The 15,664-nt window shown below is 73.5% G+C and carries 3 protein-coding genes; all 3 read left to right on the forward strand.

The window, feature by feature from the left end; genetic code table 11:
- On the forward strand, window positions 1-6,131 hold a 6,131-nt coding region (locus tag AB8Z36_RS10230), incomplete at its 5' end, for an amino acid adenylation domain-containing protein (protein ID WP_369212912.1).
- Window positions 6,128-10,717 carry an amino acid adenylation domain-containing protein gene (locus AB8Z36_RS10235; protein WP_369212913.1) on the forward strand — a complete coding sequence of 1,530 codons (4,590 nt, stop codon included), beginning with the start codon at window positions 6,128-6,130 and terminating at the stop codon, window positions 10,715-10,717. The genes AB8Z36_RS10230 and AB8Z36_RS10235, both read left to right, overlap by 4 nt.
- Window positions 10,718-10,773: 56 nt before the next feature.
- The coding region (locus AB8Z36_RS10240) for an amino acid adenylation domain-containing protein (RefSeq protein ID WP_369212914.1) at window positions 10,774-15,664 on the forward strand (4,891 nt) is incomplete at its 3' end.

Raw genomic sequence — 15,664 nt, forward strand, 5'->3', positions numbered from 1 at the left:
GCCCTGATCAGCTCGCCTACGTCATTTACACCTCGGGTTCGACGGGTCGCCCGAAGGGTGTGGCGGTCGCGCACGGTGGTGTCACCAACCTTGCGGAAGCGATGTGCCCGGCGTTGGGCGTGTCGGAGGGTACGACCGTGTTGCAGTTCGCGTCGTTCAGTTTTGACGCGGCGGTGTTGGATGTGGCGGTGACGCTGGCGGGTGGTGGGACGCTCGCGGTCGCGTCGGCGGAGGAGCGGGCGGAGCCTGCCGCGCTGGCGGCGATGATCGAGCGGACCGGGGTCACCACGGCGAGTGTCGTGCCCTCGCTCCTCGGCGTGCTCGACCCGGCTGCCGTCCCCGGGGTCCGCAACTGGGTGCTGGGTGCGGAGTTGCTGACCGCCGATCTGGCCAGCCGGTGGGTGGGGCAGGCGCGGCTGTGGAACACCTATGGTCCGACCGAGGCCACGGTCATGGCGACGGCCGGTTTGGTGGCCGCTGCGGTAGGCCCCGACGACCCGCCACCGCCGATCGGACGGCCCCTGGGCAACGTACGCACCTACGTTCTGGACGGTTTCCTGCGCCCCGTCCCGCCAGGCGTAACGGGCGAGCTCTACGTGTCGGGCCCGGGTGTGGCGCGCGGCTATGTCGGGCGGCCCGAGCTGACCGCTGAACGCTTCGTGGCCTGCCCCTTCCGTCCGGGCGCGCGGATGTACCGGACCGGTGACCTCGCCCGTTGGACGGATGACGGGGAGTTGCTGTTCGCGGGGCGCGCGGATGACCAGGTGAAGATCCGGGGTTTCCGGGTGGAGCCGGGTGAGGTGGAGGCGGTGTTGGCCGCGCATCCCGACGTACGGCAGGCCGCCGTCGTCGTACGCGAGGACCGGCCCGGCGACAAACGGCTCATCGGCTACGTCGTGCCCGAGGAAGGCCGCACCCCCGAATTGCGGGCCGTGCGGCGGCACATGGCGGGGCAGCTGCCGGAGTTCATGGTCCCGGCGGCCGTGGTGACCCTCGACGCGCTGCCGCTTACGGCCAACGGGAAGGTGGACCGCGCCGCGCTGCCCGCACCGGACTTCGCGGCCCGGGTGTCAGGGCGGGAGCCGCGCACGCAGACCGAGGAGATCCTGTGCGGCCTGTTCGCCGAGGTGCTCGGCCTGGAGTGGGTCGGCATCGAGGACGGCTTCTTCGACCTCGGCGGGGATTCACTGCTGGGGATGCGGCTAGTCGCGCGGGTGCGGGCCGTGCTCGACGCGGAGGTGGGGATCGGGGAGCTGTTCGGCGCTCCGACGGTGGAGGAGCTGGCGCGTGCCGTCGGGAAGAGTGCCGATAGTGGGGGACAGGTGGCTCTGCGGGCCTTCGCGCGGCGGCCGGAGGTGCTGCCGCTGTCGTACGCGCAGCAGCGGATGTGGTTCCTGAACCGGCTGGAGGAGACGGTCCCGGGGTCGGCCGCGGCCTACAACATGCCGCTGGTCCTTCGGATCTCCGGTGACCTGGACGTGGCGGCGCTTGAGGCGGCGCTCGGTGATGTCGCGGACCGGCACGAGAGCCTGCGCACCGTCTTCCCGGACACGGGCGGGGTTCCGCACCAGAAGATCGAGGAAGGCGGCGCGGGGCACCCGCCGCTGACCGTCGTGCGGGTGGATGAGGCCGACGTCGCGGCCCGGCTCGCCGAGCATCTGGCGGGCGGGTTCGATCTGCGGGTGGAGCTGCCGTGGCGGGCCTGGCTCCTCGTGTCGCGTGCGCGTCCGGGCGAGTACGTGTTGTCGGTCGTCGCCCATCACGTGGCGGTGGACGGTTGGTCGATGGGGGTGCTCGCGCGGGATCTGGAGGTGGCGTACGCGGCGCGGTGTGCGGGGCGTGCGCCGGGGTGGGCCCCGTTGGCGGTGCAGTACGCGGACTACGCGCTGTGGCAGCGGGAGACGCTGGGGGAGCTGGACGACCCGGCGAGCCTGCTCAGCGCGCAGCTCGACCACTGGCGGCGCACCCTGACCGGTGCCCCGCAGGAGCTGGCCCTGCCCGTGGACCGGGCTCGTCCGGCCGTACCGTCGTTCCGCGGCCGCATGGTGCCGGTGGGAACGGACGCGGCGACGCATGCCGGGCTGGTGGAGCTGGCCGGGCGGGGCCGGGCGACGATGTTCATGGTTGTGCACGCGGCGGTGAGCCTGGTGCTGTCGCGGCTGGGCGCGGGTGAGGACGTCGTGGTCGGGACACCGGTGGCCGGACGCGGTGACGCCGCGTTGGAGGACCTCGCCGGGTTCTTCGTCAATACGCTGGTGCTGCGCACGGATTTGAGCGGTGACCCGACCTTCGCCGAACTCCTTGAGCGGGTGCGGGCCACCGACCTCGCCGCCTACGCCCACCAGGACGTGCCCTTCGAACGCCTCGTGGACGAGCTGAATCCCACCCGCTCGCTCTCCCGCAATCCGCTGTTCCAGGTGATGCTGGCCTTGCAGAACGTGCCCGAAGTCGCCTGGGAGCTGCCCGGCGTCACGGTGGCGCCCGCGCCCCTGCCGACCGAGCTCGCGGCCCGGTTCGACCTGGCCTTCTCCGTCGTGGAACGGCGTGACGGGCGCGGTGCCCCGGCCGGTCTCGACGGCGAGATCCTCTACGCGACCGACCTCTTCGACGAGGGCACCGCCCACGCCCTGGCCGAGCGGCTGACCCGCGTCCTGGCACAGGTCGCCGCCGAACCGGGGCTCCGCCTCAGTGAGGTGGACATCCTGACGGAGGCCGAGCGCACCCGGCTCCTCGGTCACTGGAACGACACGGTGACCTCCGACGCGGAGCCGGTCACCCTCGTACCCGAGCTGTTCGACCGGCAGGCGGAGCGGACGCCGGACGCGGTGGCGCTGGTGTACGGCGCGCGAGGACCGGCCCAGCCGCTGACCTACCGGGAGCTGGCGGCCGAGTCGCGGCGGCTCGCGCGGTATCTGACCGGGGCGGGGGTGGGTCCGGAGCGGCGCGTCGCCGTCGTGGGCGAGCGTTCCGTCACCCTGCTCGTGGGGCTGCTCGCGGTGTCGGCGGCCGGTGGTGTGTATGTGCCGGTGGACGCGGGCTACCCGGCCGAGCGCATCGCCTACGTACTGGCCGACGCCGACCCCGAGGTGGTCCTCTGCACCACGGCGACGCGGGACGTCGTGCCCGCGGAGTTCGCCGGGCGGGCGGTGGCCGTGGACGACCCGGCCGTCGCGGCCGCGGTGGCGCGGTGTGCGGCAGGCCCGGTGCGCGACGCCGACCGGCGCTCCCCGCTGCGTGCGGACCATGCCGCGTACGTGATCTACACCTCGGGGTCGACCGGAGCGCCCAAGGGGGTGGCGGTGTCGCACCGCGGGCTCGCCAACCTCGTCGCGGAGAACGTCCGGCGGTACGGGATCGACACGCGGAGCCACGTCCTCCAGCTCGTCTCACCCAGCTTCGACGTCTCCATGGCGGACATCTGGCCGACGCTCTGCGCGGGCGGACGCCTCGTCCTCGCGCCGTCGCGGCCCGACGTACCCGGCGACGAACTGGCCCGGCTGCTCCGCTCCCGCCGCGTCACCCACGCCGCGATACCCCCGGCCTTCCTGTCGCAGATGCTCGCCGAGGAACTGCCGGAGCTGAGGCTGCTGATCACCGGGGGCGAGGCCATGCCCGCCGAGGTGCGGCGGCGGTGGTCGGCCGGGCGCACCATGTACAACCAGTACGGCGTCACCGAGGCCACGATCATCTCCACGGCGGGGCTGATCGGCGACAGCGACGGCACCCCGCCGATCGGCCGCCCGGTCGCCAACACCCGGGTGTACGTCCTCGACGGCGCCCTGCGGCCGGTCCCGGTCGGCGTGGCGGGTGAGCTGTACGTGGCGGGGACCGGCCTCGCGCGCGGCTATCTGCGGCGCGCGGCGCTGTCCGCCGAGCGCTTCGTGGCCAGCCCGTTCGGGGGCGGGGGCGAGCGGATGTACCGGACCGGAGACGTGGTGCGGTGGACCGGCGAGGGCGAACTCGTCTTCGCGGGGCGCGCGGACGAGCAGATCAAGCTGCACGGTCACCGCATGGAACCCGGTGAGATCGAGGCGGCCCTCGCGGAGTTCCCCGGCGTCCGCCAGGCCGCCGTGCTGGTGCGCGAGCACCGCGCGGGCGAGCGGCAGCTCATCGGCTACGTGGCCGCCGACGCGGACTCCGTGCCGGACGGACAGACGGTACGCGACCACGCCGCCGCCGTACTGCCCGAATACATGGTCCCGGCCGCGGTGGTCGTCCTCGACGCGCTGCCGCGCACCGCGAACGGCAAGGTGGACCGGGCCGCCCTGCCCGCCCCCGACTTCACGGAACGGGCCGCGGGACGGGAGCCGCGCACGGCGGCCGAGCGGCTCCTGTGCGCGCTCTTCGCCGACATGCTCGGCCTCGAACGGGTCGGCGCCGACGACAGCTTCTTCGAGCTGGGCGGCGACTCCATCAGCTCCATGCAGCTCGTCTCGCGGGCCAGGAGCGGCGGCCTGGTGGTGACACCCCGGCAGGTCTTCGAGGAGAAGACCCCCGAGCGCCTCGCGCTGGTCGCCGAGACCGAGGAGGACACGGCCGCCGACGAGGACACCGGGGTCGGTGAGGTGCCCTGGACACCCGTCATGCGGGCGTTCGGCGCGGGGGTGACCGATGCCGGGTTCGCCCAGTGGATGACCGTGGGCGCCCCCGCCGGGCTCGGCACGGACGTCCTGGCGGCAGGCCTGGCCGCCCTCCTCGACACCCACGCCATGCTGCGCGCCCGTACCGTCCCCGGCGAGCCGGTGCTGAGCGTCCCCGGGCCGGACGAGGCGCCGACGGCGGCCGACCTCGTCACCCGGGTCGGCCTGACCGGCGCCGCCCCGGGCGTGCCGGACACAGACACACTGGACGAGGCCGCGGGGCACGCCGCCCGGGCCGCCGCCGGACTCCTCGACCCCGAACGCGGGGTGATGGTGCGGGCCGTGTGGGTGGACGCGGGGCCCGGCAGGACCGGCCGCGTCGTCCTGGTGGCACACCACCTCGTGGTGGACGGTGTTTCCTGGCGGGTCCTGCTCCCGGACCTGCGGTCCGCCTGCGAGGCAGCCGCCGTCGGTCACCTGCCCGAGCTGCCTCGGGCGGGCACCTCGTTCCGCCGCTGGTCGCACCTGCTCACCGCGGAGGCGCACCAGGACCACCGCGTCGCCGAACTCCCGCACTGGCTCTCGCTGTTGTCCGGCGGCAGCGGCAGCGGCAGCGGCAGCGGCAGCGGTGGCGGCGACGGTGGCGATGGCCATGGCGATGGCGATGGCGACGCCCGCCGCCCCCTGGGCAGGCGACCGCTCGACCCCGCCCTCGACACGGCGGAGACCCTGCGCCGCCGCTCCTGGGTGATACCGCCACGGCAGGCGGAGACCCTGGTGGGCCGCACCCCGGCCGCGTACCACTGCGGCGTCGACGACGTGCTCCTCGCGACCCTGGCCGGCGCCGTCGCGCACTGGCGTCCCGGCATCGGCTCCGGGCTCCTGGTCACGGTGGAGGGGCACGGCCGCGAGCCGCTCGGGGACGCCGAACTCTCGCGTACCGTCGGCTGGTTCACCGGCGCCCACCCCGTGCGGCTCGACGTGACGGGCGCGGACCTGGACGCCGCTATGGCGGGCGGCACGGCTGCCGGTACGTTGATCAAGGCCGTGAAGGAGCAGGTGCGGTCGGTGCCTGGCGACGGGCTCGGGTACGAGCTGCTGCGCCATCTCAACCCCGGCACCGGCGCTGCCCTCAAGGCCGCGCCCGACGCGCAGATCGGCTTCAACTACCTCGGCCGGTTCGCCGCTGACGGACGGGACGGGCAGGTCGCGGCCTGGCAGTTGGCGGGCGCGGCGGCGGTCGGTGGCACCGCGGGGCCCGGCCTGCCCGCGCTGCACGTGCTCGAAGGCATCGCCGTCGTCCGCGACACACCACGGGGCCCGGAACTCACCGTCACGCTCGGCTGGCCCGACCGCCTTCTGGCGGCGGACGACGTGGAGCGCGTCGGCGAGGCCTGGGTGCGGCTCCTCGGCGGCCTCGCCGCCCACACGGACGCCCCGGACGCGGGCGGCCACACCCCGTCCGACTTCCACTTGCTCGACCTCGACCAGGACGAGATCGACCAGTTCCAGGCGATCGCAGCGAAACTAGAGGGAGGCCTGTCCCGGTGAAGTCCTCAACCGCCGCCCATGGCTCGGCGCTGACCGAGGTGTGGCCGCTGTCGCCGCTCCAGGAAGGGCTGCTGTTCCACTCCGACTTCGACGACCGGGGCCCCGACGTCTACGCCGTCCAGTTCACGGTGTCGGTCGACGGCCCCCTCGACACCGCCCGCCTGCGCGCCTCCTGGGAGGCCCTGCTCGACCGGCACGCCGCCCTGCGCGCCAGTTTCCACCGCCGAAAGAGCGGCGAGGCGGTCCAGCTCATCACGCGGAACGTGGCCCTGCCCTGGCGCGAGGCCGACCTGTCCGGCCCCACCGGCGGCCCCGGAACGACCGGCACCGTACCGGAACAGATCGGGGAACTGGCCGCGCGGGAACGCGCCGAACGCCTCGACCTCGCCGTCCCGCCCCTGCTCAGGCTGCTGCTCATCCGCCTCGGCGAACGCCACCACCGCCTCGTCGTGACCTCCCACCACCTCCTGATGGACGGCTGGTCGATGCCGGTCCTCCTGAACGAACTGGCGGAGGTGTACGCGGCGGGCGGCGACCCCGGTGTGCTGCGGCACGCGGCGTCCTACGGGGAGTACCTGGCCTGGCTCGGCCGACAGGACAAGGAGGCGGCACGCGCCGCCTGGCGCCGGGAACTCGCGGGGACCGACGAACCCACCCTGGTCGCCCCGCAGGACACCGGCCGACCGCCGGTCCTGCCCGACGAGAGCACGGTGAGCCTCCCGGCCGAGACGACCCGCGCCCTCATCGACCTGGCCCGCACCCACGGCCTCACGGTGAACACGCTGGTCCAGGGCGCGTGGGCGCTGGTCCTCGCGCGCCTCGCGGGCCGCACGGACGTGGTCTTCGGCGCCACGGTCGCGGGCCGCCCCGCCGGGCTCCCGGGCGTCGAGTCCATGGTGGGCCTGCTGATCAACACCCTGCCGGTACGCGTACGCCTGGACGGCGCACGTCCCATGACGGACCTCCTCGCGGACCTCCAGGCACACCAGTCGGGGATGATCGCCCACCAGCACCTGGGCCTCGCGGAGATCCAGCGCGTGGCGGGCCCCGGCGCCGTCTTCGACACCCTCATGGTCTTCGAGAACTACCCCCTGACCCTCGGCGTCCTCCTCACCGACGACCTCACGGTCCGCGTCACCTCCCGCCCCGACCTCATCACCCACCAGGCGGCCACCGAAGCGGGTCAACGGCTCATACGCGTCCTCGAACAGATCACCGAGAACCCGACGGCACCGGTCGGCCGGATCGACGTACTGGACGCGTCGGAGCGCGATGCGGTGGTGCGGGGTTGGAACGCCACGGCTTGTCCGGTGGTGGCTGGTTCGGTGGTGGAGGCGTTCGAGGGGTGGGTCGCTCGGTCGCCGGATGCGGTAGCAGTGCGGTGCGCCCCTGAACAAGAGCTGTCCTATGTGCAGTTGGACGCGCGGGCGAGTGCGTTGGCGCGATATCTGATGGCTTTGGGTGTGGGGGTTGAGTCGCGGGTGGGTCTGTGTCTGCCGCGTGGGGTGGACATGGTGGTGGCGGAGTTGGCGGTGTGGAAGGCGGGGGCGGCGTTCGTACCGCTGGACCCGGAGTATCCGGCGGAGCGGCTTGCGTTCATGGTGGTCGATAGTGGAGTGGAGGTCGTACTCGGAGCAACTGACAGGTTGCCGGTGGGTGGGGTGCGGGTGGTGCGCCTGGATGATCCGGAGTTGGCCGAGCAGTCCGACGAGCCGCTACGCACGTACATCGGCCCTGATCAGCTCGCCTACGTCATCTACACCTCCGGTTCGACGGGTCGCCCGAAGGGTGTGGCGGTCGCGCACGGTGGTGTCACCAACCTTGCGGAAGCGATGTGCCCGGCGCTTGGCGTGTCGGAGGGTACGACCGTGTTGCAGTTCGCGTCGTTCAGTTTTGACGCGGCGGTGTTGGATGTGGCGGTGACGCTGGCGGGTGGTGGGACGCTCGCGATCGCGTCGGCGGAGGAGCGGGCGGAGCCTGCCGCGCTGGCGGCGATGATCGAGCGGACCGGGGTCACCACGGCGAGTGTCGTGCCCTCGCTCCTTGGCGTACTCGACCCGGCTGCCGTCCCCGGGGTCCGCAACTGGGTACTGGGCGCGGAGTTGCTGACCGCCGATCTGGCCAGCCGGTGGACCGGACAGGCGCGGCTGTGGAACACCTATGGTCCGACCGAGGCCACGGTCATGGCGACGGCCGGTCCGGTGGCCGCTGCGGTAGGCCCCGACGACCCGCCACCGCCGATCGGGCGCCCGCTGGGCAACGTACGCACCTATGTCCTGGACGGTTTCCTGCGCCCGGTCCCGCGGGGTGTGACGGGGGAGTTGTATGTGTCGGGCCCGGGTGTGGCGCGTGGCTATGTCGGGCGGCCGGAGCTGACCGCTGAGCGCTTCGTGGCCTGCCCCTTCCGTCCGGGCGTGCGGATGTACCGGACCGGTGACCTCGCCCGCTGGACGGACGACGGAAAGTTGATGTTCGCGGGCCGCGCGGACGATCAGGTGAAGATCCGGGGTTTCCGGGTGGAGCCGGGTGAGGTGGAGGCGGTGTTGGCCGCGCACCCCGACGTACGGCAGGCGACCGTGGTCGTACGCGAGGACCGGCCCGGCGACAAACGCCTGATCGGGTACGTGGTCGCGGACGTCGATCCGCAGGAGTTACGGGCGTATGCCTCGACTCGCCTCCCGGAGTACATGGTTCCGGCGGCTGTGGTGGTTCTCGACGCGCTGCCGTTGACGGTGAACGGCAAGGTGGACCGGGTGGAGCTGCCCGCGCCCGATCTTGCCGAGCGGGCGGGTGACCGTGCGCCGCGTACGGAGGCGGAGGCGGTGCTGTGTGCCCTGTTCGCCGAGGTGCTGGGGCTGGAACGGGTGGGCGTCGACGCCAGTTTCTTCGAGCTGGGCGGCGACTCGATCAGTTCCATGCAGCTTGCCTCGCGGGCCCGCAGGGAGGGGCTTGTGCTCACTCCGCGCCAGGTCTTCGAGGAGAAGACCCCCGAGCGGTTGGCGGAGGTCACGGAGGCTGCCGGGGCCGAACGTGCGGCGGACGCGGTGGGTGGTGTGGGTGAGGTGCCCTGGACGCCTGCGATGCGGGCGTTGGGGGAGCGGGCGGTGCGGCCCGGGTTCGCGCAGTGGGTGACGTTGGTCGCTCCGGCCGGTCTTGGGCTCGATGTTCTGGCGGCGGGATTGTCCGCCGTGCTGGATACGCATGCAATGTTGCGGGCCCGCACTGTGCCGGGTGAGCCGAAGTTGATCGTGGGAGAGCCGGGCTCCGTCGATGCGATCGGCCTCGTGTCCCGTGTCGAGGCCGACAGCCACCAGGTGGACGAGGTGGCGGCGCGGGTCGCGCGGGAGGCCGCCGGTCGGCTCGACCCCGTGGCCGGGGTAATGGTGCAGATGGTGTGGGTGGACGCGGGGCCGGACGTGCCCGGCCGTCTGGTGCTGTGTGTGCATCACTTGGTAGTCGATGGGGTGTCCTGGCGTGTGCTGACCCCGGATCTCCGGGCCGCCTGTGAGGCGGTCGCCGCAGGCCGGGCGCCCGTACTGGACCCGGCCGGAACGTCCTTCCGGCGCTGGGCCGAACTCCTGGCCGCCGAAGCGGTCACCGAGCACCGCACCGCCGAACTCCCGCACTGGCTCGCACTCCTCGGCGCACCGCGACCTCCCCTCGGCCGACGTGCGGTCGACCCCGGGCTGGACACGGTGCGGGGCCTGCGCCACCACACGTGGGACGTGCCGGGGGAGCAGGTGGAGACGTTGCTGACCCGGACGACCGCCGCGTTCCACTGCGGGGTCGATGACGTACTCCTGGCCACGCTCGGCGGGGCGTTGGGGCTGTGGCGTCCGGACGGTGGCGCCACGTTCCTGGTGGACCTGGAGGGGCATGGGCGGGAGCCGCTCGGGGACGTGGATCTGTCCCGTACCGTCGGCTGGTTCGCCGGGTCGCATCCGGTGCGGCTCGATGTGACCGGAGTTGATCTGCCGCAGGCCCTCGCCGGTGGTCCCGCCGCCGGTGAGCTGGTCAAGACGGTCAAGGAGCAGGTGCGGGCCGTGCCCGGCGACAGGCTGGGCCACGATCTGCTGCGCCACCTGAACCCCGGCACCGCCCCCGTTCTGGCGGCGGCACCGACCCCGGAGATCGGCTTCACCTACATGGGCCGCTTCACCAAGGGCGTGGCCACCGGCACCACAGCCGCCGCCTGGCAAGCCGTCGGAGAGGCCGCTCTGGAAGGTTCCGCCGACCCGGACACGCCCCTGGCGCACCTGCTGGAGGTGGGCGCGATGGTCCGGGACACCCCGGACGGGCCCGAGCTGCGGATCAGCCTGGGGTGTCCCGCCGCCCTCCTGGACGAGGCCGACGCCGAGCGCCTCGGCCGTACCTGGCTGGAGCTGCTCGGCGGCCTGGCCCGCCACACCGCCGCGCCCGCCTCGGGCGGGCACACCCCGTCGGACTTCCCGCTGCTCGACCTCGCACAGGACGAAGTCGACGAGTTCGAGGCCGACTTCACCGATGACTCAGAGGACCCGGAGAACCCCGAAGGCCTCGAAGAACTCGAAGACCTGAAACGCCGCGACGACCACCCACACCACTGACGACCACCCACACCACTTCTGAGCACGAGCACTGGCCTCTGTGAGGAGACAGAACCGTGAACCGATCCCAGGTCGAGGACGTCTGGCCGCTGTCCCCGTTGCAGGAAGGCCTGTTGTTCCACGCCGCCTTCGACGACCAGGGCCCGGACGTCTACCAAGGGCAGCGGATGCTGGAGCTGGTGGGGCCGCTCGACGCGGACCGGCTGCGGGCCACCTGGCAGGCGCTGCTCGCCCGGCACAGCGCCCTGCGCGCGAGCTTCCGTGGCCGGAAGTCGGGCGAGGCGGTGCAGGTCGTCGCGCGTGAGGCGGTGCTGCCCTGGAGCGTGGTCGACCTCTCCGGGCACGTGGAGTCCGACGCGTCCGCCGAGGTCGAGCGGCTGGCGGCGCGGGAGCGCGCGCGGCGCTTCGACCCCGCGGTGCCGCCGCTGCTGCGCCTGCTGCTCATCCGCCTGAGCGCCGAACGGCACCGCCTGGTGGTCACCAGCCACCACCTGGTCATGGACGGCTGGTCGATGGCGGTGCTGTTCAGCGAGTTCTCCACGGCGTACGCGGCGGGCGGCGACGTGCGCGTGCTGCCCCGCGCGACCCCCTACCGCGAGTACCTGGCGTGGCTGCACCGGCAGGACGCCGAGGCCGCGCGGGCCGCCTGGCGGGCGGAGCTGGCCGGGGCGGACGCGCCGACGCTCGTGGCCCCCGCGGACCCGGGCCGGGCGCCCGTGACCCCGCAGAGCCTGATCAGCCACCTCTCCGAGGAGCTGACCCAGGGTCTGGTGAGCCTGGCCCGTGCCCATGGCCTGACGGTGAACACGGTGGTGCAGGGGGCCTGGGCGCTGCTCCTCGCCCGGCTCGCGGGGCGTACGGATGTGGTGTTCGGGGCCACCGTGGCCGGGCGGCCCACCGATCTGCCGGGCGCGGAGTCGATGATCGGCCTGTTCATCAACACCCTGCCCGTGCGCGTACGGCTCGACGGCGCGCAGCCCGTGCAGCGGCTCCTCGCCGATCTGCAGGAACGGCAGTCCGCGCTCATGGCGCACCAGCACATCGGACTTCCGGAGATCCAGAAGCTGGCGGGGGCGGGGGCCGTCTTCGACACGATCGTCGTGTACGAGAACTATCCGCGCCCCCCGGAGGAGGCACCGGACCCGGACAGTTTCGCCGTCCGCTTCGTCGAGGGCGTGGAGGCCGCGCACTACCCGCTCACCCTCGTGGTGGCCCCGGAGGGCGAGCGGATGGGCTTCAAGCTGGACCACCGCACCGACCTCATCGGCCAGGACACCGCACAGGCGGTGCTCGGGCGGCTGATGCGGGTCCTCGAACAGATCGTGGCGGACCCGTCGGTGCCGGTGGGCCGGGTGGACGTGGCCGACACGGCGGAACGCACGCGCGTGGTGGAGGAGTGGAACGCGACCGGGGCGCCCGTGCCCGGCCTCTCGGTCCCCGCGCTGTTCGCCGCGCGGGCGCATCGCACACCGCACGCGGTGGCCGTGGTGGACGGTGAACGGCGTTGCACGTATGCGGAGTTGGCGGAGGCATCGGGGCGTCTCGCCTCCCATCTCACCGGCCTGGGGGTGCGCCGGGGTGACCGGGTCGCGGTGGCCATGAGCCGGTCGGCCGAGCTCCTGGTGGCGCTGCTCGGTGTGTGGCGGGCGGGGGCCGTGCACGTATCCGTGGACACGGAGTATCCAGCGGAGCGGATCGCGTTCCTCGTGACGGACTCCGGTCCCGTGGCGGCGATCTGCACTCGGGAGACCCGCCAGGCCGTGCCCGGGCGCACGGGGATGGCCGTGGTCGTCCTCGACGATACGGCGGTGCGGTCGGCGATCGACGGGTGTGCCGTGGCGCCCAGTGCCCCGGTCGGCGCCGACGACCTGGCGTACGTGATGTACACGTCCGGTTCGACGGGGGTGCCCAAGGGCGTCGCGGTGCCGCACGGCGCCGTCGCGGGCCTCGCCGGGGACCGTGGGTGGACGGTGGGTGCCGGGGACGCGGTCCTCATGCACGCGCCGCACGCCTTCGACGTATCGCTGTACGAGGTGTGGGTGCCGCTGGTCGCGGGCGGCCGGGTGGTGATCGCCGGTCCCGGGGCCGTGGACGCGCAACAGGTGCGCGAGGCGGTCGACGGCGGAGTGACGGCGGTGCACATCACCGCCGGTCTCTTCCGGGTCCTCGCGGAGGAGTCCCCGGACTGTTTCACGGGCCTGCGGGAGGTGCTGACCGGCGGTGACGTCGTGCCCGCCGGGGCGGTGGCACGGGTGCGTGAGGCGTGCCCGCAGGTCGCGGTGCGGCACCTGTACGGGCCGACCGAGGTGACCCTCTGCGCCACCTGGCACGTCCTGCCGGTGGGCACGGCGGGCGGTCCCGTGCTGCCGGTCGGGCGTCCGCTGGACAACCGCGCGGTGTACGTCCTCGACGCCTTCCTCCGCCCGGTGCCGCCGGGCGTCGTGGGCGAGCTGTATGTGGCGGGGACGGGCCTGGCGCAGGGGTACCTGCGTCGGCCCGAGCTGACGGCCGAACGGTTCGTGGCCTGCCCCTTCGGTGCGGGCGGCCGGATGTACCGGACCGGTGACCTGGCCCGCTGGACCGATGACGGGCTGCTGGTGTTCGCGGGACGAGCCGACGAGCAGGTGAAGGTCCGGGGCTTCCGGGTGGAGCCGGGCGAGGTCGAGGCGGTCATCGCCGCGCACCCGGCCGTCGCGCAGGCCGTGGTGTTGCCGCGCAAGGACGGTCCGGGCGGCACCCGACTGATCGGCTACGTCGTGTCGGAGCAGGGGCGGCGGGCCGACCCCGACGCGGTACGGGCCCATGTGGCGGACCGCCTGCCCGAGTACATGGTCCCGGCCGCGGTCCTGGCCCTGGACGCCCTGCCGATCACGGTCAACGGAAAGCTCGACCGGGCGGCCCTGCCCGCCCCCGACTTCGCCGCCCGCGCGGGCGGCCGGGAGGCGCGCACGCCGACCGAGGAAACCCTGTGCGCCCTGTTCGCCGAGGTCCTGAAGGTGGACCGGGTCGGCGTCGACGACGGCTTCTTCGAGCTGGGCGGCGACTCCATCAGCTCGATGCAGCTCGCCTCGCGCGCCCGCAGGGCCGGTCTCGTCCTGACCCCGCGCCAGGTCTTCACGGAGAAGACCCCGGAGCGCCTCGCGGCGGCCGTGGACACGGCGGGCGCGGCGGAGCGTTCGGCGACCGCCGAGGACGTGGGCGTGGGCGAGGTGCCGTGGACCCCGGTGATGCGGGCGCTGGGGGAGCGCGCGGCGAGCCCGGGGTTCGCGCAGTGGGTGACGCTTATCGCCCCGGCGGACCTCGGCCTTGGCACCCTCGGCGCGGGACTGGCCGCCGTACTGGACACGCACGACATGCTGCGGGCGCGGACGGTGCCGGGTGAGCGGAAGTTCGTGGTGGGCGAGCGGGGTTCCGTCGACGCGGCACGCCTTGTGACCCGTGTCGAGGCCGACAGCCTTGAGCTGGACGAGGCGGCGGCGAGGGCCGCCCGCGAGGCCGCCGGGCGGCTCGATCCGGCGGCCGGGGTGATGGTGCAGGCCGTGTGGGTGGACGCGGGCGACGCCGCGCCCGGCCGCCTGGTGCTGTGCGCGCACCACTTGGTGGTGGACGGAGTGTCCTGGCGCGTGCTGACCCCCGATCTCCGGGCCGCCTGCGAGGCGGTCGCCGCAGGCCGCGCGCCCGCACTCGCCCCGGCCGGAACCTCCTTCCGCCGCTGGTCCGCACTCCTCGCCGCAGAGGCGGCCACCGAACACCGCACCGCCGAACTCCCGGCCTGGACCGAACTCCTCGGCACGTCGGCCACCCCCCTCGGAGCCCGGCCGCTCGACCCGTCGGCCGACACCGCCCGCACCCTGCGCCAGAAGACCTGGACGGTGCCGTCGCGGCAGGCCGGGACATTGCTCGACCGGACGACGGCGGCATTCCACTGCGGCGCGGACGACGTGCTGCTCGCCGCGCTGGGCGGGGCGCTCCGGCTGTGCAGCCCGGACGCCGGAGCCGGACTCCTGGTGGACGTGGAGGGCCACGGCCGCGACCCGCTGGGGGACGCCGATCTCTCCCGTACGGTCGGCTGGTTCACCGGCGCGCACCCCGTACGGATGGACATGACCGGATTCGACCTGCCGGACGCCCTCGCGGGCGGGGCGACGGCGGGCGCGCTGCTGAAGACGGTCAAGGAACAGCTCAGGTCCGTGCCGGGGGACGGACTCGGATACGAGCTGCTTCGCCACAACAACCCCGAGACCGCACCGGTCCTCGCGGCGGCACCGGCCGCGCAGATCGGCTTCAACTACATGGGCCGGTTCACCTCCGGCACACACACGGGGCCGACGGCCGCCTGGCAGAGTGCCGGAGAGACCGCGATCGGCGGTTCGGTCGCCCCGGAGCTGCCTCTGCCGCACGTCCTGGAGGCGAACGCGAGCGTCGAGGACACAGCGGACGGGCCGCGCCTCGAACTGAGGCTGAGCTGGCCGTCCGCCCTCCTCGACGAGGAGCGGGTCGAACGGCTCGGCCGGGCCTGGGCCGACATGCTGGGCGGTCTGGCCGCCGCCACCGCCGCACCGGACGCGGGCGGACACACCCCGTCCGACTTCCCGTTGCTCGACGACCTGCCCGACGGCACGCTCACCCAGGCCGACGTGGAACACCTGGAGTCGGCCGTACCGGCGCTGCGGGACATCTGGCCGCTGTCACCGTTGCAGGAAGGCATGCTGTTCCACGCCACGTTCGACGAGGACGGCCCGGACGTCTACCGGAGCCAGCGCGTACTGGCCGTCGACGGGCCACTCGACGCCAGGCTCCTCCGTACCGCGTGGGAGACGCTCGTGGCGCGCCACGAGGSGCTGCGCGCGAGCYTCCRSCGCCTGGCSTCGGGAACGGCCGTGCACGGCCGKGGCGGGCTGGCTCCGGTAGACGTCCGGGCCGTCCGCGTCGAACGTGGCGTGGAAC

This window comes from Streptomyces flavofungini, from assembly GCF_041028215.1.
Classification (GTDB): Bacteria; Actinomycetota; Actinomycetes; order Streptomycetales; family Streptomycetaceae; genus Streptomyces; species Streptomyces flavofungini_B.